General features: G+C 61.0%; 22 protein-coding genes. 16 read left to right on the top strand and 6 right to left on the bottom strand.

Going from position 1 to position 20,515, the window contains the following annotated elements:
• The first annotated feature begins 2 nt into the window (after window positions 1-2).
• The 7 genes from OS035_RS28210 to OS035_RS28180 all read left to right on the top strand — a co-directional run bounded on the left by OS035_RS28210 (window position 3) and on the right by OS035_RS28180 (window position 7,234).
• Window positions 3-728 (top strand): FadR/GntR family transcriptional regulator, encoded by a 726-nt coding sequence (locus OS035_RS28210; protein WP_331814298.1) that lies wholly within the window; start codon window positions 3-5, stop codon window positions 726-728.
• A 50-nt stretch (window positions 729-778) separates the two neighbouring features.
• On the top strand, window positions 779-1,768 hold the full coding sequence (denD, locus tag OS035_RS28205) for a D-erythronate dehydrogenase (RefSeq protein WP_183778217.1): 990 nt from the start codon (window positions 779-781) through the stop codon (window positions 1,766-1,768).
• 146 nt (window positions 1,769-1,914) lie between these two features.
• Window positions 1,915-2,982, top strand: coding sequence for an ABC transporter ATP-binding protein (locus OS035_RS28200; RefSeq protein ID WP_183778215.1), 1,068 nt, complete (start codon window positions 1,915-1,917; stop codon window positions 2,980-2,982).
• 157 nt (window positions 2,983-3,139) lie between these two features.
• Window positions 3,140-4,444, top strand: coding sequence for an ABC transporter substrate-binding protein (locus tag OS035_RS28195; RefSeq protein WP_183778213.1), 1,305 nt, complete (start codon window positions 3,140-3,142; stop codon window positions 4,442-4,444).
• A 143-nt stretch (window positions 4,445-4,587) separates the two neighbouring features.
• Window positions 4,588-5,520 carry a carbohydrate ABC transporter permease gene (locus OS035_RS28190; RefSeq protein ID WP_097629031.1) on the top strand — a complete coding sequence of 311 codons (933 nt, stop codon included), beginning with the start codon at window positions 4,588-4,590 and terminating at the stop codon, window positions 5,518-5,520.
• Window positions 5,521-5,530: 10 nt separating this feature from the next.
• Window positions 5,531-6,430, top strand: coding sequence for a carbohydrate ABC transporter permease (locus OS035_RS28185; protein WP_183778209.1), 900 nt, complete (start codon window positions 5,531-5,533; stop codon window positions 6,428-6,430).
• A 123-nt stretch (window positions 6,431-6,553) separates the two neighbouring features.
• Window positions 6,554-7,234, top strand: coding sequence for a redoxin domain-containing protein (locus tag OS035_RS28180; RefSeq protein WP_183778207.1), 681 nt, complete (start codon window positions 6,554-6,556; stop codon window positions 7,232-7,234).
• Window positions 7,235-7,270: 36 nt separating this feature from the next.
• On the opposite strand, the gene OS035_RS28175 is transcribed toward OS035_RS28180, so the two are convergent.
• Window positions 7,271-7,864 (bottom strand): TetR/AcrR family transcriptional regulator, encoded by a 594-nt coding sequence (locus tag OS035_RS28175; RefSeq protein WP_183778205.1) that lies wholly within the window; start codon window positions 7,862-7,864, stop codon window positions 7,271-7,273.
• A 157-nt stretch (window positions 7,865-8,021) separates the two neighbouring features.
• On the opposite strand from OS035_RS28175, the gene OS035_RS28170 reads away from it, so the two are divergent.
• The 3 genes from OS035_RS28170 (at window position 8,022) to OS035_RS28160 (ending at window position 9,667) form a co-directional block, all read left to right on the top strand.
• Window positions 8,022-8,420 carry a RidA family protein gene (locus OS035_RS28170; RefSeq protein WP_179612893.1) on the top strand — a complete coding sequence of 133 codons (399 nt, stop codon included), beginning with the start codon at window positions 8,022-8,024 and terminating at the stop codon, window positions 8,418-8,420.
• A gap of 327 nt (window positions 8,421-8,747) precedes the next feature.
• Complete coding sequence (locus OS035_RS28165) at window positions 8,748-9,212, top strand: NUDIX domain-containing protein (RefSeq protein ID WP_331814292.1); 465 nt, start codon at window positions 8,748-8,750, stop codon at window positions 9,210-9,212.
• 173 nt (window positions 9,213-9,385) lie between these two features.
• Window positions 9,386-9,667, top strand: a complete 282-nt coding sequence (locus OS035_RS28160; protein ID WP_054184529.1) for a hypothetical protein — start codon at window positions 9,386-9,388, stop codon at window positions 9,665-9,667.
• A 42-nt stretch (window positions 9,668-9,709) separates the two neighbouring features.
• Here OS035_RS28160 and OS035_RS28155 read toward each other — a convergent pair whose 3' ends face one another.
• The 4 genes from OS035_RS28155 to OS035_RS28140 form a co-directional block, all read right to left on the bottom strand.
• Complete coding sequence (locus OS035_RS28155; protein WP_183778202.1) at window positions 9,710-11,755, bottom strand: SPFH domain-containing protein; 2,046 nt, start codon at window positions 11,753-11,755, stop codon at window positions 9,710-9,712.
• A gap of 195 nt (window positions 11,756-11,950) precedes the next feature.
• Window positions 11,951-12,253: a hypothetical protein gene (locus OS035_RS28150; protein ID WP_183778200.1), complete on the bottom strand. Its 303-nt coding sequence runs from the start codon at window positions 12,251-12,253 to the stop codon at window positions 11,951-11,953.
• Window positions 12,253-13,548 (bottom strand): MFS transporter, encoded by a 1,296-nt coding sequence (locus tag OS035_RS28145; RefSeq protein ID WP_183778198.1) that lies wholly within the window; start codon window positions 13,546-13,548, stop codon window positions 12,253-12,255. The genes OS035_RS28150 and OS035_RS28145 overlap by 1 nt, the downstream gene beginning before the upstream one ends.
• A gap of 182 nt (window positions 13,549-13,730) precedes the next feature.
• Window positions 13,731-14,183, bottom strand: coding sequence for a MarR family winged helix-turn-helix transcriptional regulator (locus OS035_RS28140; RefSeq protein ID WP_183778196.1), 453 nt, complete (start codon window positions 14,181-14,183; stop codon window positions 13,731-13,733).
• A gap of 201 nt (window positions 14,184-14,384) precedes the next feature.
• Here OS035_RS28140 and OS035_RS28135 point away from each other — a divergent pair, with 201 nt between their 5' ends.
• From OS035_RS28135 to OS035_RS28110, 6 genes are read left to right on the top strand one after another with little or no spacing between them, the layout of a single operon-like run.
• Window positions 14,385-14,924: a flavin reductase family protein gene (locus OS035_RS28135; RefSeq protein WP_183778194.1), complete on the top strand. Its 540-nt coding sequence runs from the start codon at window positions 14,385-14,387 to the stop codon at window positions 14,922-14,924.
• Window positions 14,925-14,934: 10 nt separating this feature from the next.
• Window positions 14,935-16,167 carry a flavin-dependent monooxygenase gene (locus OS035_RS28130; protein WP_331814286.1) on the top strand — a complete coding sequence of 411 codons (1,233 nt, stop codon included), beginning with the start codon at window positions 14,935-14,937 and terminating at the stop codon, window positions 16,165-16,167.
• 44 nt (window positions 16,168-16,211) lie between these two features.
• On the top strand, window positions 16,212-17,192 hold the full coding sequence (tsdA, locus tag OS035_RS28125) for a gamma-resorcylate decarboxylase (protein WP_183778190.1): 981 nt from the start codon (window positions 16,212-16,214) through the stop codon (window positions 17,190-17,192).
• A gap of 1 nt (window position 17,193) precedes the next feature.
• On the top strand, window positions 17,194-18,252 hold the full coding sequence (locus OS035_RS28120) for a maleylacetate reductase (protein WP_183778181.1): 1,059 nt from the start codon (window positions 17,194-17,196) through the stop codon (window positions 18,250-18,252).
• 21 nt (window positions 18,253-18,273) lie between these two features.
• The gene (locus OS035_RS28115; RefSeq protein ID WP_183778180.1) at window positions 18,274-19,122 is read left to right on the top strand and encodes a dioxygenase family protein; all 849 of its coding nucleotides are present in this window, start codon (window positions 18,274-18,276) and stop codon (window positions 19,120-19,122) included.
• Entirely contained in the window at window positions 19,119-19,427 is a 309-nt protein-coding gene (locus OS035_RS28110) for a YciI family protein (RefSeq protein ID WP_331814282.1), read from the top strand. Before OS035_RS28115 ends, OS035_RS28110 begins: the two co-directional genes overlap by 4 nt.
• A 20-nt stretch (window positions 19,428-19,447) precedes the next feature.
• On the opposite strand, the gene ligD is transcribed toward OS035_RS28110, so the two are convergent.
• Window positions 19,448-20,500 (bottom strand): non-homologous end-joining DNA ligase, encoded by a 1,053-nt coding sequence (gene ligD / locus OS035_RS28105; protein WP_183778176.1) that lies wholly within the window; start codon window positions 20,498-20,500, stop codon window positions 19,448-19,450.
• Between the last annotated feature and the right edge of the window lie 15 nt (window positions 20,501-20,515).

Below are 20,515 nucleotides of genomic sequence, written 5' to 3'. Positions count from 1 at the left end.
GGATGGATGTGCGAGCCATTCTCGAAGAGGTTGCGACGCTGGGCGGCGCTCCGAAGAAGTCGATGAAGGACTTCGTCGTCCAGAAGATTGCGACCTTCATCGCCACCGGCATCCTCAAAATAGGCGATCCGCTGCCCAGCGAACGTGAACTGGCTGGCGCGCTTTCGGTCAGTCGCGAGACCGTCCGCGGTGCGATTCTCATCCTCTCCACGCATGGAATTCTCTCGGTTGCGCAGGGAACGCGCACGGTGGTGGCATCGGAAGATGTCGGCGAATTGGCTGTCCAGGCGGCGCGCTATCGCGACATTGCGGCCTATAGTCTCGACAATGTTCATGAGGCGCGGCTGCTGATCGAAGCGCAGGTCGTCAGGGCCGCCGCGGTCAAGATGGAAGCGTCGACACTTGATTATCTCCGCAAGTCGATCGCCGCACAGGAAGCCGCCTGTGACGATCCCGTCCGGTTTTTGATCTGCGACCGCGAATTTCACACCGCCATCTACCGGTCCAGCGGCAATGCGGTGCTGGCCGACATCGCCGCCGATCTTTACTCCTATCTTCTCAGCCACCGCAGGCGCGTCGTATCGCAGCCCGGCACGATCGCCACCAGCATCGCCGATCACCGGCTGATCCTCGCCGGCCTGGAGACGCGGGATCCAGACGCCGCATGTGCGGCCTTCGCGATCCATGAAACCCGCATTTATACGACAACCAATCTGCTCCTAGCGTAGTTCGCAGGCAAAGAGCGCAGAGACGAGACATCGAAGACAGGGGGAATAGAATGCATATTCTCATTATCGGGGCGGGAGGAATGATCGGCCGGAAGCTCGCCGCCAGCTTGGCGCGCAGCGGTTCCCTCGGCGCTCGAACGATCACGCGCATGACACTTGTGGATATCGCGCCGCCGCCGGTGCCGGCGAGCAACGTTGCCTCGGTCGAAGCGCTGGCTGCCGACATATCCGAAGGCGATGCTGCGCAAGCCCTGGCGGCTCGCCGGGCCGACGTAATCTTCCATCTCGCCGCGATCGTTTCCGGCGAGGCCGAGCGCAATTTCGAACTGGGCTACCGAGTCAATTTCGATGGCACGCGATTGCTGTTGGAGGCGATCCGCCATGAGGGAAGCCGGCAAGCCTATGTTCCCCGGCTCGTCTTCTCCTCGTCGATCGCGGTCTACGGCGCGCCGTTTCCCGATCCGATCCCCGACGATTACATCCAGGCGCCGCTCACGAGCTATGGCGTGCAGAAGGCGATATCCGAGCTTCTGCTGTCCGACTATTCGCGCCGCGGCTTCATCGACGGCGTCGGAATTCGACTGCCGACCATCGTGATCCGGCCGGGTGCACCGAATGCTGCCGCGTCCGGCTTCTTTTCCGGAATCCTGCGGGAGCCGCTGGCCGGCCAGCGGGCGGTCCTCCCCGTGGAGGAAACGGTCAAGCACTGGCTGGCAAGCCCGCGTTCCGCCGTCAAATTTCTGATTCACGCCGCGACGCTCGACACATCGTCGCTGGGTGCGCGGCGCACACTGACCATGCCGGGGGTTGCCGCCACCGTTGCCGACCAGATCGCCGCGTTGCGCCGTGCCGCCGGCCCCGAGGCCGTCGATCTGATCGACCGCCGCCGCGACGAGGTCATCGAAGGCATCGTCGCCGGATGGCCGAAATCCTTTACGCCCGATCGTGCGACGCAACTGGGTTTTTCCGCCGAAACCAGCGTCGACGAGCTGATCGAGGTCTACCTCGCCGAGGACGCTCCGGCGGCGCAAGGAGATTGAGGAGAGGGCGGAGGCCCCGCGCGGCACCCCCACAGATGCGGGATTGCGGTGGCTGACGGACTTGGGAGAGATGGCAGCCGCCGGCAAGACAGAGTGAGATACGAATATTTAAAGCATGTAGCGCTCGATTTCTGGGAGGAGTGAGTATGGCAGGCGTTCAATTCGCGGATGTGCGGAAATCCTTCGGTGTGCATCCTGTCATCAAGGGGGTGGACATCGACATTGCCGATGGGGAATTCGTCATCCTGGTCGGCCCCTCGGGCTGCGGCAAGTCGACCCTTCTGCGGATGCTGGCGGGGCTCGAGAATATTTCCGGCGGCGAGATCAAGATCGGCGGGCGCGTGGTCAACACGCTGCCGCCGAAGGACCGCGACATCGCCATGGTCTTTCAGAACTACGCGCTCTATCCGCATATGACGGTGGAGCAGAACATGGGCTTCTCGTTGATGCTCAACAAGGCGCCGAAGGCGGAAGCCGAGAAGCGGGTGAAATATGCCGCCGGCATCCTCGGCCTCGACAAATTGCTCGACCGCTATCCCCGCCAGCTTTCCGGCGGCCAGCGCCAGCGTGTCGCCATGGGCCGGGCGATCGTGCGCGATCCGGAGGTCTTCCTGTTCGACGAACCGCTGTCCAACCTCGATGCCAAGCTGCGCGTCGCCATGCGCGCCGAGATCAAGGAGCTGCACCAGCGGCTGAAAACCACCACGGTTTACGTCACCCACGACCAGATCGAGGCGATGACCATGGCCGACAAGATCGTCGTCATGCATGACGGCATCGTCGAGCAGATCGGTTCGCCGCTCGAGCTCTACGACAAGCCCGCCAATCTCTTCGTCGGCGGCTTCATCGGCTCGCCGGCGATGAACATGATCAAGGGCAGGCTCGACCCGGAAGACGCCCGGCAGTTCGTCGCCGCCAACGGCACGCGGCTGCCAGTCGCCAATCCACCGGCAAGTGCGGTGGGCCGTGAACTCGTCTATGGGCTGCGCCCCGAATATATCTCGCTCGATCCGAACGGTGTGCCGGCCGAGATCGTGGTGATCGAACCCACTGGCTATGAGACCCATCTGACCGTTCGCCTCGGCGGCAGCGATGTCAGCTGCGTATTCCGGGAGCGCGTCAATGCTCGCCCGGGCGAGGCGATCCGCGTCGCGATCGACGCTTCGCACGTCCATCTCTTCGATGCCGATGGCGGACAGAGATTGACCGACTGATGCCATCCGGCAGCGCGGGAGGGGAGGAGCCTTCCGCGCCGCCGGAGCGCAAGCATTCCGTGGGCGCTTCCGCTCCGGGGATGCCAGGCCGCCGTCCACCCAAGCGGGAGGTGGACGCCGGAGAATTGCTTCCGCTGTTTCAATGAGGAGGAATCTCATGACGATCAAGAGACGTGAATTTCTTGCGGCATCGGCAGCCGTTGCCGGCGCTGCCGGCTTCGGCATCAAGCCATCCTTTGCGCAGGCCGAACCGACCTACACGCCGGAAAGCGGCGCAAGCCTGCGGCTGCTGCGCTGGACGCCTTTCGTCAAGGGCGATGAGGAGGCCTGGATCGCCAACACCAAGAAATTCACCGAAGCGACCGGCGTCGAAGTGCGCATCGACAAGGAAAGCTGGGAAGACATCCGCCCGAAGGCTGCGGTTGCCGCCAATGTCGGCTCCGGCCCGGATCTCATCATGTGCTGGTTCGACGATGCCCACCAATATCCGGACAAGCTGGTCGATCTCACCGAGCTCGGCAATTATCTCGGCAACAAGTATGAGGGCTGGTACGACGGCGTAAAGGGATATGCGACGCGCGGCGACACCTTCATCGCCATGCCGCTGACGGCAATCGGCAACGCCGTCGTCTATCGCGACAGCCATGTGAAGGCCGCCGGTTTCGCTGAATTCCCGAATGACACCGCAGGGTTCCTCGAGCTTTGCAAGGCGATGAAGGCAAAGGGCACGCCGGCCGGCTTCCCGCACGGCAAGGCGGTCGGCGACGGCAACAACTACGCCCATTGGCTGCTCTGGAGCCATAACGGCATGATGGTCGATGAAAGCGGCAAGGTGACGATCAACAGCCCGGAGACGCTCGCTTCGATCAACTATGCAAAGGAGCTCTACGCGACCTTCATTCCGGGCACTGAAAGCTGGCAGGACGTCAACAACAACCGCGCCTTCCTCGCAGGCCAGGTCTCGCTGATCGCCAACGGCGTCTCGGTCTATTACACCGCCAAGAACGATCCGAAGCTCGCCGAGATCGCCAAGGACATCCGCACGACGAACTTCCCGATCGGCCCCGTCGGCAAGAGTGTCGAGCTTTGCCAGACGAGCTCGCTGCTTCTGTTCAAGCACACAAAATATCCTGAGGCGGCCAAGGCCTATATCAAGTTCATGATGGAAGCCGACCAGATGAACGCCTGGATCCAGGGATCCAGCGCCTATTGCTGCCAGCCGCTCAAGGCCTTCGCCAAGAATCCCATCTGGACGGCCGATCCGGTCCACGCGCCCTATGCGCGCGCTTCGGAGAAGCTGCGCCCGAACGGCTATGCCGGCCCGCTCGGCTACGCCTCGGCGGCAACCATGGCCGACTATGTTCTGGTCGACATGTATGCCGCCGCCGTTACCGGCCAGATGTCGCCGGAAGATGCGATGAAGGAAGCCGAACGCCGGGCCAACCGCTACTATCGCGTCTGAGCCCCGCTTAATGCATGTCGCCCGGAAGTGGGTAGCGGTTCCGGGACAACGACATGCATGGAAACAAAAAAGGACGCGGCGTGCCGGCCTTTCGGCATGCCGCAAGCTCCTCCGGGAGTCCAAACGCGATCTGGAGATAAGCAATGTCGATGGCAAATTCGGGGAATAGGCGTGGGCCGGTCTCTTCGCTCCTGCAGAACAACAATGTGCTCGGCTTCCTGTTCATGCTGCCGGCGGCGGTCTTCCTGGTCTGCTTTCTCACCTATCCGCTGGGGCTCGGCGTCTGGCTCGGCTTCACCGATACCCGGATCGGCCGCGACGGCATCTTCATTGGGCTGGAGAACTACCAGTTCCTGATGGATGATTCCGTCTTCTGGCTGTCTGTGTTCAACACCATTCTCTATACCTCCGTCGCCTCGGTGCTGAAATTCGCGCTCGGCCTCTGGCTGGCGATGCTGCTCAACCAGCATCTGCCCTACAAATCCTTCTTCCGGGCCATCGTGTTGCTTCCCTGGGTGGTGCCGACCGTGCTTTCGGCGCTGGCCTTCTGGTGGATCTACGATTCCCAGTTTTCGATCATCTCCTGGTCGCTGATGAAACTGGGGCTGATCAGCGGGCCGATCAATTTCCTCGGCGATCCAATCAATGCCCGCATATCCGTCATCGTCGCCAATGTCTGGCGCGGCATTCCCTTCGTGGCGATCTCGCTGCTTGCGGGGCTGCAGACGATCCCGGCCTCGCTGCAGGAGGCAGCCTCGCTCGATGGCGCCACGAGCTGGCAGCGTTTCCGCTATGTGACGCTGCCGATGCTGACGCCGATCATCGCCGTCGTGATGACCTTCTCGGTGCTTTTCACCTTTACCGATTTCCAGCTCATCTACGTGCTGACCAAGGGCGGCCCCGTCAATGCCACGCATCTGATGGCGACGCTCTCCTTCCAGCGCGGCATTCCCGGCGGCCAGCTCGGCGAGGGTGCGGCGATCGCGGTCGCCATGGTGCCCTTTCTGCTCGGCGCGATCATGTTCAGCTTCTTCGGCCTGCAGCGGCGCAAGTGGCAGCAGGGCGGCCAAGATTAGGAGAATGACGATGTCGACACATTCCAACACCGCCGATCAGATCGTGACCGACAATGCCGAAGGCATGAGCTATCTGAACCGCCTGCCGCGGCGGATCGTGATGCTCTATTTGCCGATGGCCGTCTTCGTCTTCGTGCTGCTCTTCCCGTTCTACTGGATGGCGATCACCGCGGTGAAACCCAACGAGCAGCTGACCGACTATACCAATTACAGCCCGTTCTGGGTGGTCGGGCCGACCATTGCACACATCAAATATCTGTTCCTCGAGACATCCTATCCGGGCTGGCTGTGGAACACGATGCTGGTGGCGGTCTGCTCCACCTTCCTCTCGCTGGTGGCTTCGGTCTTGGGCGCCTATGCCATCGAGCGCGTCCGCTTCACCGGCTCGCGCTCGGTCGGCCTGGTGATCTTTCTCGCCTATCTCGTGCCGCCGTCGATCCTCTTCATCCCGCTTGCCTTCATCGTCTTCAAGCTCGGGATCTACGACTCGCGGCTGGCGCTGATCTTCACCTACCCGACCTTCCTCATTCCCTTCTGCACCTGGCTGCTGATGGGTTATTTCCGCTCGATCCCGTTCGAGCTGGAGGAAAGCGCGCTGGTGGATGGGGCCAACAGATGGCAGATCCTCACCAAGATCATCCTGCCGCTCGCCGTGCCGGGGCTGATTTCGGCCGGGATCTTCGCCTTCACGCTCTCTTGGAACGAATTCATCTATGCCCTTACTTTCATTCAGTCATCGGAGAATAAAACCATTCCCGTCGGCGTGCTCACCGAGCTGGTGCGCGGCGATGTCTTCGAATGGGGGGCACTGATGGCGGGCGCCCTGTTCGGCTCGCTGCCGGTGGTCATCCTCTACTCGTTCTTCGTCGACTATTACGTGTCGTCGATGACCGGGGCGGTGAAGGAGTGACAGCCGCAAATGGCATGCCGAACCGCGTTCAGCGTCTCGACATCGAGCACTGGGCCTTCTTGCGACACGTGGTATAGTTAAATTTCGGTCGTCCTCCGGACGATACGATAAAGGAATTATTCCATGGGAGACCAGAAACGCCCGCTGCAACCTGGAGAAGCCGCGCCCGGATTCGCACTGGCCACGGCCAACTTCGATGGAACCGTCTCTTTCGCCGATTTGAGCGGTCGCCCATTCCTGATCGGCTTCTTTCGCGGGCTGTACTGCCCATTCTGCCGGCGGCAGCTGGAACAGCTTGCGGCGGTACAGCCAACCCTGCGCGCCGCCGGGGTGGAGACCGTGGCTGTTATTAACACGCCGGCGGAACGTGCCCGTCTATATTTCCGCCACCGGCCGACGCCGATAACGCTTCTATGTGACCCGGATTGCCGCACGCACCGGGCCTACGGTGTGCCGCATGCCGAGTTCCTACCCGATGGGAGTCGCGAGCAGCCCGAATGGCCCTATAGAACAACGATGGCGCAGTTCCAGACGGCACGCATCAACCCCACCGGCGAACTGCCGGAACCGCTGCACCCGATGGAAGCCAACACGATACTCAACGCCAAGGACGGCTTCGAGCTTGTCGAAGCCGATCGTGCGATCTTCGCTGACCATGCGACCCAGCTCGTCGGGCACTTCCTGGTGAATGCGAACGGCACTATAGGCTGGGCACGGATCGAGGCACTCGACGGACCAAACAGCCTCTCCGTCTTCCCGACCGGGGCAGAGATCATCGCCGCCGCCGGCAGCCTTGGACGCTGACCTGCAGCGAATTCTGCCGCCAGCGCTGCTAGCGGATCACAGAGGCTCCAAAAGCAGACCTGCCGCCAAGGCATGAAAGGCCTCGACCGCCTTTGGCAGCACGCTCTGCGGATTTTCGCTGGCGGCGATCCAGAGTGCCGCATTAAGCGCTGCGCCGCTCAGCAATCGGGCCGTCGCCTCCGCGTCAAGCGGCTTCAGGACGCCTTGTGCGATCAGGCGCTCGACGGTGCTCTTGGTCACCTGCAGACAGGTGTTCTGGCTCGGCCATTGCGAGGGATCGCCAAGAACCGCAGGCCCGTCGAGCAGAACGATGCGTTGGACTTCCGGATTGAGCGCCATCTCGATATAGGCCGCACCCTCGGCGAGCAGGCCCTGCCAATCGTTGCCTACCCCAGCCCCGATCGCGTTAGCGCGGGCCGCCATCTCAGTGTCGATCTGCTCAACAACCGCTGCCAACAGCCCGCGCTTGTCGCCGAAATTGTGGTAAAGCGCCCCCCGTGTCAGACCGGCGTCCGCCGTCAGCTCGTCCATCGATGCTGCGGTATACCCCTTTTCCGCGAAAGCCTTTCGTGCAGCCGCGATCAACTTGCCACGGTTTTCCTGCATCGTTTCGCTACGTGTCCTCGCCATCCAGCCCTCTTGCATTCACATACGTCGCGTATACCAGATTGACATACGCCACGTATGTAGAATATTACACATACGTACCGTATATCAAATATTGCGCAAGCCTGTGAAGCGCCACGCCGCGCTGATCGGTCGTTGCCAACGATAAAGAGAGATGAGGATGACGCAACGCGAAGCAATCTTTCCGGCCGACAGGCACGCCCTTTACGAGGAGCACGGCTATTCCGCCGCGATCCGATCCGGCGATCTGCTGTTTGTCTCCGGACAGGTCGGCAGCCGTCCGGATGGAACAGCCGAGCCCGACTTCGAACGCCAAGTCCGGCTGGCCTTTGAAAACTTGCAGGCGACGCTCAGCGCAGCCGGCTGCACGATCGACGATATCGTCGATGTCACCACCTTCCACACCGACCCTGAAAATCAGTTCGCAACCATCATGGCCGTCAAGCAGCAGATTTTCAGCAAGCCACCTTACCCGAATTGGACTGCACTCGGCGTCAACTGGCTCGCCGGCTTCGACTTCGAGATAAAGGTTATCGCCCGCATTCCGGCAAGCAAATGACAGCGCCACACCCGGCGGCACGGGAAACGCCCTCAAGGTGAAAACATGCAACTTGCGCCGCCGGTCGTGTCAAGAACTTGCCGAGATCGCTAGCCGCCCCTATCTCATGTCGAACAGACTTGATGGAGCGACGAGATGGTGGAACTTGTGGTTGACACTCTCTTCGATACGACGATCGAGATCATTCCTCCGGAAGACAGAGAAGACCAGCCCGATGGCCGTGCTTGCCTATGCTGCAAACGCCGGTGTCGATGGATGGACGATGACGGCTGCGGTATCTGCGAGGAATGTCTGGCCCCATGATGAACGCGGCAAGGGCGTAGCGCGATGGCAATCTGGAGCGCCGGACTTCTCATCTATCGGCGCGTATCCAACGACCTCGAAGTCCTTCTCGTTCATCCAGGCGGCCCCTTCTGGGCTGGGAAAGACGAGGCTGCCTGGTCGATCCCGAAGGGATTGGTCGAGCCGGATGAGGATGAACTTGCGGCGGCGATGAGGGAGACGGCAGAAGAGCTTGGAGTCGCCATCGACGGCAGAGTGACGCCGCTCGGCGAATATCGGCAGCCTGGCGGCAAGATCGTCGTCGCGTGGTCGATCGAAGCCGATCCGGTATTGGACGTGAACGCAGTACGAAGCTCTGAATTTCAAATGCAATGGCCGCCGAGATCAGGCCAGATGAAGAGCTTTCCGGAGGTTGACCGCGCGGGATGGTTTTCCCTGGCCGAGGCGGGAACGAAGCTGTTGAAAGGGCAGCGACCGATGCTTGCCGACCTTCTGAAGCATCAGGGGTGATCGGCGCGAAATGATTGCTTGAACCGCCCGTTTCGCTGCACGCATGCGTGAAGCGCGCGGCAGCCATGCGTTGCTTCTGCAGACATCCATCTCCATCTGACAGTCACAGCCGCCTCACTCAATCGAGACAACCGGCGCTGCGACCCGTCTTGGGCACGCGCGAGGAGACAATCATGAACGGCATATCGAAAACGCTGAACGACATGACGCTGGTCGAGCGGTCGAGCCTGCTCGACACCGTCGCCGACGCCCTGGAGGCAACCGCCGAGGAGGCCGAAGGGGAGGGCGACGCCCGCTTCGTCGCCAATTCCATCTGTATCGCCAATACCATCCGCGGATTATCCGGGGAGCTTGCACCGCGCGATCTGCGGGCAGCCGAGTTGCTCCTCGAGCAGGGTATCATGCTCGTCCACCAATTCTCCAGCAGGGTGAAACCAGGCGGAATGAAGCATTAACGCAAAGCGCAAATCGGGCCGGCAGAGCCGGCCCGTCCGTCATCACTGCTGCTCGATCGGCGCCGGCACTGCAGCCGGTGACGCCGACCGTCCAAGCCGATCGGCGACCAGCATCGACAGCATCATTTCCACAAGACCATTGGCGGCGCCCTTTTCGCCGCCGGCGCCGCCGACCTGGATCTGCGGCACGAGCGGCAGCCGGCCATTTTCGATCGCCTCGGCAAAGCGCATGAGCACCTGCGAGTGGAGCTGATAGTCCGGCCCACCGAAGGCCGCGACCTTCTTCTCCGTGGCCTCGGCTTCCGCCAGACCGATGGCGCGCACCTTCTGGGCATCGGCAAGACCGGTCGCCTTGATGCGTTCGGCATCGGCAAGCGCCACGGCCTTGATCCGATCGGCCTCACCGAGGCCGGCGAGACGCACTTTCTCGGCCTCTGCCTTGGCGGTGACCTGAATGGTTTCTGCCTGCTGGCGGGTGCGGGCGAGCTGCGCCTTGCCTTCGTTCTCGCTGATCTCGATGGTCAGCGCTGATGTGGTGATCTTGGCCTGCTGTTCGGCGAGCGCCTCCTTCTCGCGCAACGTGCGCTCCTGGATCGCCGCCGCCTCCTGCAATTTATAGGTCTCGACCTTTTCAACGGCGATCTGACGTTCGCGCAGCTGGATCAGGATCTGCTCGATGCTGTTCTGGCCATTGCTGGCCCGCGGCGTGCCGATCAGCACTTCCTGCAGTTCGAGGCTGTAGGAGTTGAACTTCTCGCGCATTTCGTCGCCGGATTTGCGCTGGATTTCGCTGCGCTCCTGCAGCAGTTCGATCAGGGTCTTGGTCTGGGCGATATTCTTGAAATAGGCCGAGACCATCGGATCGAGCGTCTGTTCGACCAGCCGTTTGATATCGCCGAAACGCTGCACGACGAGAGGCGCCTTCATGTAGTCGATATGCACGACGACCGAGAGCGGCAGCACCGGTTCGAACGCATCCTTGGTGATCAGCGACACTTCGGACAGATTTTCGTCCAGCCTGTGCTCGCCGAACTGTTCCTTCGTCCATTTGAGCACGAAGTTGGTGGTCGGCACGATGATGATATTGCCGGCATAGGTGTTGAACGCATATTTGCCCGGCAGGAGCGGCGTCGACCAGACACCGCGTGCGCCGGTCTCGACCAGTTCGCCGTGGCGATAGGACTGGCCTGAGATATCAGCGCTTCGGCGGCCGGTATAGGATACGACCACACCCACCGTGCCGACGTCGATGATCGTCTTCTCCACAAGTTCGACGGTCGCAAAGATTCGGTTGAGGAAATAACTGCCGTCGGCAAGCACTTGCAATTGCCGGCCGCGATAACCGCCGGCATTGAGAAACTTCTCCGGATCCTGGAAGTTGTTGTGGAAGTTCGGATCTTTGGGGTTGTTGGCAACGGTCGGCGCGATGATCTCGCCATCCGGCAGCGCCGGACCGTCATGGATGGTGACGACGCCGATCAGGTCCTCGGCGTCGTGGATGACGACGGGCTCGAAACCGTTCCGCTCACTGATCAGCGTCGACATGTCGGCAAACAGTCCTTGTTCCGACGCGTTCAAGTTGACGGCATAGGTCGATTGTGCGGTCAGCACGATGAACTGCGCCAGATTGATGGCATAGGTGCCTTCGCGCAGGATCTTGCGCTGCGGCCCCTTCTGGCCGCCCTTTGTCAGAAAGCCGCGCACATCCTGAAAATCATCGGCGTCGACATTCGAGGCAAGCGTCTGGGTCGGCGGCAGCGGCTCGCCGTCACGGGCGAAGACATAGCCGATCTGGCCCTGTGGAATGGTCACGAGATTGGCGCGATGCATCGCATACTTGAACGGCATGAAGAAATGCAGGCCACCGCGCACGACTTCTGGCTGGAAGCCGGCCTCGCCATAGAGCGCAATGAAGCCGTTATCGACAGAGCCGCGAAAACTCCAGAGCTTTTCGAGAATGCCGAGCCTGTCGTTGGGGATATAGCGGATCACGCCGCTCCACCGGAACAGGATTGCCAGCACGATGAGCGTGACGGAGATTTCGATCGCCTTCCATCCCATCGGGCTCAGATATTGTAGGGTTTCCATCTTTTTTCTCATATGGGCGCACGGGTTCGTTCCACCCGATGGCCGCCGGTTGGTGTTTGGTTGATAAGACGGGGAGATGGCGCGCCTGCTCGTTCGACGCACTAAAGGTGTATCTAACCTGGGCTGCTCATTGTCTGGGAAAAACGACCGCGCGTCCCGAGTCCCCGATGAGGGGCGGCGTGGTCGTGAGTGATCTCACATCGGTGTCGCCTTGATAGACATGACGATAGGGGACGTAAGGATTGCGCCTTGAGGTTTAAAGATGCTCGATGGGGAAATCAGGCAAGTACTTCCAACGATTTCGATATTTCGAGCATTCAATTCTACTGAATTAAGCTGGGTCAGCCTGTTTGTTTCGGCCAGCGTTTTGCTTGAGATGAACCTGTCCGACGTTGCAGCAACGCGACTTGAGCGACCTCGCTGATCAAGATCAACTGGCTTTTCGAAATTTGCATTGCCGGCAGGTTTGGATTCCACACCTGCCGGCAATCCGGCCATCAGGCAGCCTTTTTGCGATAGAGCATTGTCAGGAGTGCGAGGACGCATCCTACGGCTCCGACAGTTGCGAAGATGTAGAAATTCCACTGCGGAGCCAGGCCTGCACCCAGAACAGCACCGCCGATGGCCGGTCCTATCATGCCGCCGATACGGCCGATGCCGAGCGAGAAGCCAAGGCCGGTTCCACGGATCTCGACCGGATAGAGGTTTCCAACGAGAATATTGGCGAGGATTTGCGTGCCGATCGTTCCCGTACCCGCAAGTGCGACGAGGCCGTAGACCTGCAGGCCCTGATCCACTTGCGTCAGCAGCCAGATCGAGCAGGCTCCGAGCAGAAACATGCCTGCGACGACAATTTTGACATTGCCGCGGTCGGCAATCCTCGCGCCGATCAGCAGACCGACTGCGGCTCCGAGATTGAGGGTTACCGAGAACAGCAGGGCGGAACCGAGGTCATAGCCCATCTTGTTCATGATGGTCGGAAGCCAGTTGACCATACCGAATGTCAGCAGCAGCGAACAAAAGTGGATGCCCCATGCGTTCAAGGTCGGCAGCAGGCGACCTTCGGAGAACAGCGACCGGATGCCGACCTGTACAATAGGCTTGGCGATAGGATTGGGCAGCCCGTACTGGTCTGCGATCTGGTTGGCTTCGCTCTGGCGGTTCTTCGTTGCCAGCCATTCGGGAGATTCAGGGATGAGGCGGATGAAGAAAGGCAGAAGCAGGATCGGTGCGCCGCCGATGATCATCAGCGGACGCCATCCGTATTTCTGTATCAGCAGCATTCCGAGGATGCCCGAAATGATGCCGCCGGCGAGATAACCGAGAAGCGCAATCGAATAGGCCATCGCCTTCCGCTTCGGCGGAGAAAACTCGATGATCAACGCGGTTACCGTCGGAAAAAGAGCGCCAAGGCCCAGACCGGCAAGAAAGCGTGTGCCCTCGAAAACGGAAAAGTTCGGCGCCAGCCCGCTGCCGATCATCATGATCGAGAAGCTCAGCAGACTGCCGATGATGACCTTGCGGCGTCCGATCCTGTCAGCGAGCGTTCCCGCAACGAGAGCCCCGAGCAGCATGCCGAACAGGGTGATGGCGGCAGCGCGTCCGACCATGCCGGGCGTCAGGCCCCAACTGGCTTCGGCGAGCAATGCCGGGGCTACTGCGCCGTAAACGATCAGGTCATAGCCGTCGAACAGGATCAGCAGACCGCAAAGCACGATGATGATATTCGGGCTGCGAACGCGTTCCTTGAAAATAGCGAGATCTTGTATGGCCAATTTTCCCTCCCCATACATTTGAGTACAGGAAGTCCGCTCCTGCCAACGGCAGGTCCGCGTCAATCCATGTACAAATCCTCCTCGATCATTGCCGGCGTGGTTCCTCCCAGCGCCAGACTCACCCACGAGCGGGCGATGCCAAGACAATGACGACACGCTATTAAATACTTGCGAATAAAATATTTGCAACTGCAAACTTCTCAGCCGGCAGCTTTTCCCTTTTGGGATATTGCCGGCAGGTTGGCGTGCATGCGGCGCAGCGCATTCTTCAGGGCTGCTACCTCCTCGTCCGACATGCCCTGAACCGCAGTGCGTTCAAGCTCCACGGCAAGCGGCATCAGCCTTTCCGTCAGCGCCTCGCCCTGCGGGGTCAGCCTGACGATGACGATACGGCCATTGTCTTCCGGGCGTGTTCTCGACACCAGCTTGCGCTTGGCCAACGTGCCGACGAGGCGTGACAGCGTCGAGATCTCGACGGAGACGACGTCGGCGAGATCTCCAAGCGTGCTCTCCCGGCGCTCCTTGAGCATGGCCAGAACCCGGTACATCGCCACGCTGAGATTGTCTTCGGCAATTCTCTGCGAGAACACCTCGGCTATCCGCACGCCGGCGCGGTTGAGAAGGTAAGGAACGGAATCGGTAAGTTTGTACATGTCTCTGTCTGCTGGCGGGATTCGGCTTCCTGAAGGCTTCCTCCGACATGCACCTAAATTGCCGGGATGACAACATGATAGGCTTTCAGCCGTTGAGAACGGCTTGGCAGAACAAACATTTTTCCGCCTGAATTATAAATTTGCATTGACAATAGTTGCATATGCAATAATTTGAAGCCCGAGGAGACACGGGAGGAAATCATGTCTGCCACTGCTGCCCTCGGCATATCGCCGGCCCCCGCACCGATCAGCGATGCGTTTCGATCGACCATGCGCCGTTTCCCTGCGACGGTGACGGTCATTTCCGCCTGCCGCAACGGTGCGGATCATGGAATGACGGCAACGGCCGTCACATCACTTTCAATGGATCCGCCCTCTCTTCTCATCTGCCTGAACAATCGCACCTATCTGCATGACATGCTGCTCGAGGTGCCGGAATTCGCGGTCAGCATTCTGACCGACAGGCAGGCCGCCGTATCGGAAGGTTTCAGCGGCAAGATTGCGCCCGAGCGCCGCTTCGACGCTGCCGATTGGGTTCGCCATGAGCGTGGAATGATGGTGCTGGGCACCGCCCATGCCTCGGTCGTCTGCCGCCGCATGGGCGTCGTTCCCTATGGCACGCACACGATCTTCATCGGGCAGGTGGTGGATACACGCGTTTCCAACGACACCGTCGCATTGATGTACGAGAACTCGAAATATTGCGCGCCACAGCACGCACTTCCCGCATCCCAGAACTGAAGGTCGTTCCATGAACAATACAGCCGCCCTGTTTCCCGCCTCGGCGCGGGTCGAGACCGCATGTCTTGCAGACCGCATCGCCCCGATGCTGAATGAAATCCGTGCCGGTGCGCGCGATACGGAAAAATCGGGCCGAGTGCCGGCGCGCAATATCGATCTGCTACGCTCGGCCGGCTACTTCGACATCGTCAAGCCTGGCCGTTTCGGCGGCGCCGAAGGATCGTTTGCGGAGCTTGTCGATGCCAATATCGAACTGTCGTCGGCCTGTGCCTCCACCGGCTGGGTTGCCGGCCTGCTTTCCGCGCATCAATGGCTGCTTGCCATGTTCGACGAACGGGTTCAGCAGGAAGTATGGGGCGACAATCCGGATGCGCTGCTCTGCGGTTCCTATGCGCCGGTCCGCATGGCTGAGCGCGTCCACGGTGGTTTCCGGCTATCCGGCGACTGGGCCTTTGCCAGTGGATGCGAAAATGCAGGATGGGCGCTCTGTGCGGCGATCATTCCGCCAAAAGGCGAGGGCGAGCGTCCGGTGCCGGCGTTTCTTCTGGTTCCGGCCGGCGATTATACCATTGCCGAGACCTGGGATGTCGTCGGCCTCGCCGGCACCGGCTCGAAGAGCCTGATCCTCAAGGAGGTCTTCGTTCCGGAATACCGCATGCTGAGCTTTGCGGATGCGACCTCCGGCAGAACACCGGGCGGGCGTGGCTACCAGGGCATCGGCCTTTTCAACATTCCGCTCCTCATGGGCATTCCCTTCTGCCTCGGCAGCGCCGCCGTCGGTGCGGCGAAGGGCGCATTGGATAGCTATATCGACCACATCGGGACCCGTGTGACGCGGGGTGCGGTTGCCGGCGGCAACAACAAGATCGCGGAATTTCCGACGATCCAGCTTCGCGTGGCGGAAGCCTCCGCATCCGTCGATGCCGCCCGCGAAATCCTTCTGCGCGATATTGCCCGGGCGCAGCAATTGGCCCAGGCCCGCGAGGATGGCGCCGCCGAGATCACTGGGGAAGATCGGATACTCGCCCGCCGCAGCCAGTCCTTTGCGGTCAGCTTGGCGCTTCGGGCCGTGGAGGCACTCAACGCGTCGACAGGCGGCCTTGGCCTGCAGATGTCCAATCCCGTCCAGCGCGCATGGCGAGATACCAATGCCGTCGGGCGCCACATTTCCATGAACTGGGATGCCGTCGGCACCATGGTCGGCCAGCAGCTGCTCGGTCTTCCGCCCAAGGGACAATTCTGACCCGCCACCGTCATTGTTTCGAAAGACAGGAAAGAGAGCATATCGTGCAAGGCAAGATCGCGCTTGAAGAACATTTCGCCATTCCCGAGACGTTGCAGGATTCGGCTGGATTCGTGCCGGGCGACTACTGGACTGAACTATCCGCCCGCCTTCTCGATATCCAGGACAAGCGTTTGCGGCTGATGGATGCCCACGGCATCGAAAAAATGATCCTGTCGCTGAACGCTCCGGCCGTGCAGGCAATCCCGGACAAGGCCAAGGCCCTGGAGATTTCCCGGCGCGCCAACGACTTTCTGGCGGAGCAATGCGTCAAGAACCCCAACCGTTTTCTGGGATTTGCCGCTTTACCCCTGCAGGATCCGGATGCGGCGACGCAGGAACTGCAGCGCTGCGTAACGACGCTGGGCTTCGTCGGCGCACTGGTCAACGGCTTCTCGCAGGAGGGCGACGGAACGACGCCGCTCTATTACGATCTGCCGCAATACCGTTCGTTCTGGGCCGAAGTCGAAAAACTCAACATTCCCTTCTATCTGCACCCGCGCAACCCGCTGCCGCAGGATAGCCGCATCTATGCCGGCCACTCCTGGCTGATGGGTCCGACATGGGCGTTCGCGCAGGAGACCGCAGTTCATGCGCTGCGCCTGATGGGATCCGGCCTATTCGACGAACATCCGGCTTTGCGGATCATCGTCGGTCACATGGGGGAGGGGCTGCCCTTCATGATGTGGCGCATCGACAACCGGAATGCCTGGGTCAAGGTGGAAAAGAACTATCCGGCCAAACGCCCGATCGCCGATTATTTCAACCAGAATTTCTACATCACGACGTCGGGGAATTTCCGCACGCAATCACTGATCGATGCTATGCTGGAAATCGGCGCGGACAGAATTCTGTTTTCGACAGACTGGCCATTCGAAAACATCGACCATGCTGCAAACTGGTTCGACAGCGCCACCATTTCCGAAGCCGATCGGCTGAAGATCGGTCGCACCAATGCGGTTTCACTATTCAAACTCGATCGATAGCATGGTCGCACCTTTCAGATACACGGCCAGCGCGGCTGAGATCATCTTCGGGAGCGGTTCACTGAGCCGTCTCGCCGAGGCGGTTGCAGGGCAGGGCGGCAAACGCGCCCTGATCCTTTCGACCCGGCACCAGAAGCAAGAGGCAGAACGGATCGCCGCCTCCCTCGGCCCGCTCGCGGCGGGACTGTTTCACGAGGCGGCAATGCATACGCCGGTCGATGTGACCGAACGTGCAATGGCTAGATACAACCAAGCCGGCGCCGATTGCGTCGTCGCAATCGGCGGCGGATCGACGATCGGGCTCGGCAAGGCGATCGCCTATCGCAACGACGCACCGCAAATCGTGGTGGCGACGACCTATGCGGGCTCGGAGGTCACACCGATCCTCGGCCAGACGGAGAACGGCCAGAAGACGACAGTGCGTGGAGCGGGCATCCTGCCCGAGGTGGTGATCTACGATCCTGAATTGACATTGAGCCTGCCGGTCGAGATCAGCGTCAGCAGCGGGCTCAATGCAATGGCGCATGCGGTCGAAGGTCTCTACGCAGAGGACCGCAATCCAATCTCGTCGATGATGGCGATCGAGGGCCTGCGGGCGCTGAAGCACGCTCTGCCTCAGATCGTCCAAGCCCCTCGGGACATCGAAGCGCGAAGCGAAGCGCTTTACGGGTCCTGGCTGTGCGGCACGGTACTCGGAACGGTCGGGATGGCCCTGCATCACAAACTTTGCCACACGCTCGGCGGCAGCTTCGATCTGCCGCACGCCGAAACCCATGCGGTCGTTCTTCCCCATTCCGCCGACTATAACGCCGCAGCCGCAACGGATGCGTTAAGGCCTGCCGCCGAGCTTTTCGGCGGCTCGCTCGGCCGCGGTCTTTATGATTTTGCCGCTTCAATCGGCGCCCCCCTGGCGCTGCGAGATCTCGGCATGAAGGAGGCCGATTTGGACCGCGCGGCCGAAATCGCCGCTCGGAATCCCTATTGGAACCCGCGTCCGATCGAAGGAAAAGCGATCCGGGCTTTGTTGCAGAGCGCCTGGGAGGGCGCGCGGCCGCGTTAACGCCTCAGGAGGGATGGCCACGTGCCTGAATATTTCAGCGAAGAGAGATCCGTGGAAGCCGTCAACGCGCGCATGGGGCGGGACATTAATCCGCGCCTGGCCGAAATCATGTCGTCGCTGGTCAAGCATCTGCATGCTTTTGCCAGGGATGTCAGCCTGAGCCAGGAGGAATGGGCGTTGGCCATCGGCTTCCTGACCCGAACCGGCCATCTCTGTCATGACGAGCGACAGGAGTTCATCCTGCTCAGCGATACGCTGGGTTTCTCGATGCTGGTGGATGCGATCAACAACCGGCGTCCGCCGGGCGCCACGGAGAATACCGTGTTCGGGCCGTTCCATGTCGAAGGGGCGCCCATACGGCATATGGGTGAAAACATCTCGCTCGACGGCAAGGGCGAGAGTTGTCTGTTCATCGGGCGGGTGCTCGATCTTAACGGCAATCCGATCGAGGGAGCCCGGATCGATGTCTGGTCGGATAATGCCGATGGGTTCTACGACGTCCAGCAGCCGGATATCCAGCCGAAATGGAACAACCGGGGCATTTTCGTCACCGGCGCCGATGGCGCTTATAGTTTCGTCGGCATCAAGCCGGTCTCCTATCCGATCCCGGATGACGGCCCGGTCGGCCAGATGCTGGCATCCCTCGGCCGCCATCCCTATCGTCCCGCCCACACCCATTACCTGATCACGGCTCCGGGTTATCAGAAGCTCGTAACCCACACTTTCGTCGGCGACGATCCCTACCTGGAATCCGATACGGTATTTGGCGTCAAACACAGCCTTGTCGCACCTTTCGAGCGCATAGATCGTCCAACCATCTGGCGCTCCGATTTCGATTTCGTGCTGACGCCGATCGAGGACGGACGATGATCGTTGCCCGCTATGCGGTATCCGACCCTGGCAAGCGCGCCGAGCGCTCGCGATTGCTGGAGAAACGCAAGGCCTATCTGCAGGGCACAGCGATCCGCATCCTGCTTTCCGGCCCTTCCGCGCCGCCGGCGGCGGGCGGGGGTTCAACCGCCCTCGTGATCGCGGAGGTCGAGACGCTCGCCGAGTTCGAGGCGTTCAGCGCAGGAGACCCCTTCGTCCGCTCCGGTGTTTACGCGAGCGTCGAGATCTTCGAATGGCGCCCCACGCTTGGGCTTCTTCTGGAGAGACTCTCCGACGGCAGCTGAAAACCTGACGATCGCCGACCTCAACTGCCAAAGCCGGTCATATCGAACACGGCGGCGTTGTCCTGAACTTCGCGCAGCCCCTTATACGACGCATGACGGAGGCTGCCGTCATCCGTCCAGCCGCGAAACTCGATCTCGGCGATGAGGGTCGGCTGCACGAAGACGTAGCGTTTGCCCCTCAAGGGGACGGCCGGCCGGTTCGTCTTCAACCGGTCGAGCGTTTTTTTCAGGTCTTCGGCATCGCTGGCACTGAAACCAGTTCCGACCGCCCCCACGGAAACCCAGTCGAAACCCTTCTTGCCGGCGAGCAGCAGGCTGCCGATGCCGCCGCGGGCGGCCGCCGATTGTTCGTAGCCGACGATCATAAAGCTCTCGCTCTCGACGCACTTGATCTTCAGCCAGTCGCCCGTGCGGCCACTGCGGTAGGGCTGATCGCGATGCTTGGCGATGATGCCTTCCAGCCCATGATGGCAGGCGTGATCGAGGAGCTCGTCACCCGGCAGGTCTATTTCTTCGGAAAAGCGGATCGTCCCACTACCTTCCGGTATCAGGTCTTCAAGAAGGTGCCGGCGCACGGCGAGCTCGGTGCCTGTGAGGTCATGCCCGTCAAGATACAAAAGGTCGAAGGCGTAGAGAATGGACTCGTTCGAGGCCCGCTTGCCGCCGCGACCGCCGAGCGAACGTTGCAGCGCGCCGAAATCCGACCGGCCGTGATCATCCATAACCACGGCTTCTCCATCCAGTATGGCGGTGGCCACACCGAGTTCCTTGGCGGCCGCGGCGATGGTGGGAAAACGATGCGTCCAGTCATGGCCGCCGCGGGTGATGACACGAACGCCCTTCGGCTCGATGTGGATCGCAAGCCGGTAGCCATCCCACTTCGCCTCGTAGAGCCAATCCGGCCCGATCGGCACGCGGGGCTTCAGCAGTGCGAGGCATGGCTCGACCCTCGCCGGCATTGGATCGAACGGAAGGCTTGGCTGGTCGGGATCGCGCTTGCGGATCGGACGAGACTGCAGCGTTGCATTGGACTCGTTGAGGAATGGCAATGAGGGGCGGCGCGAGCGTGTCATGATCGTTGTCTGTCC

The organism is Rhizobium sp. 268 (assembly GCF_036571585.1).
In the GTDB taxonomy this organism is placed as follows: Bacteria; Pseudomonadota; Alphaproteobacteria; order Rhizobiales; family Rhizobiaceae; genus Rhizobium; species Rhizobium redzepovicii.
This window is presented reverse-complemented; position numbering and strand designations above follow the sequence as displayed.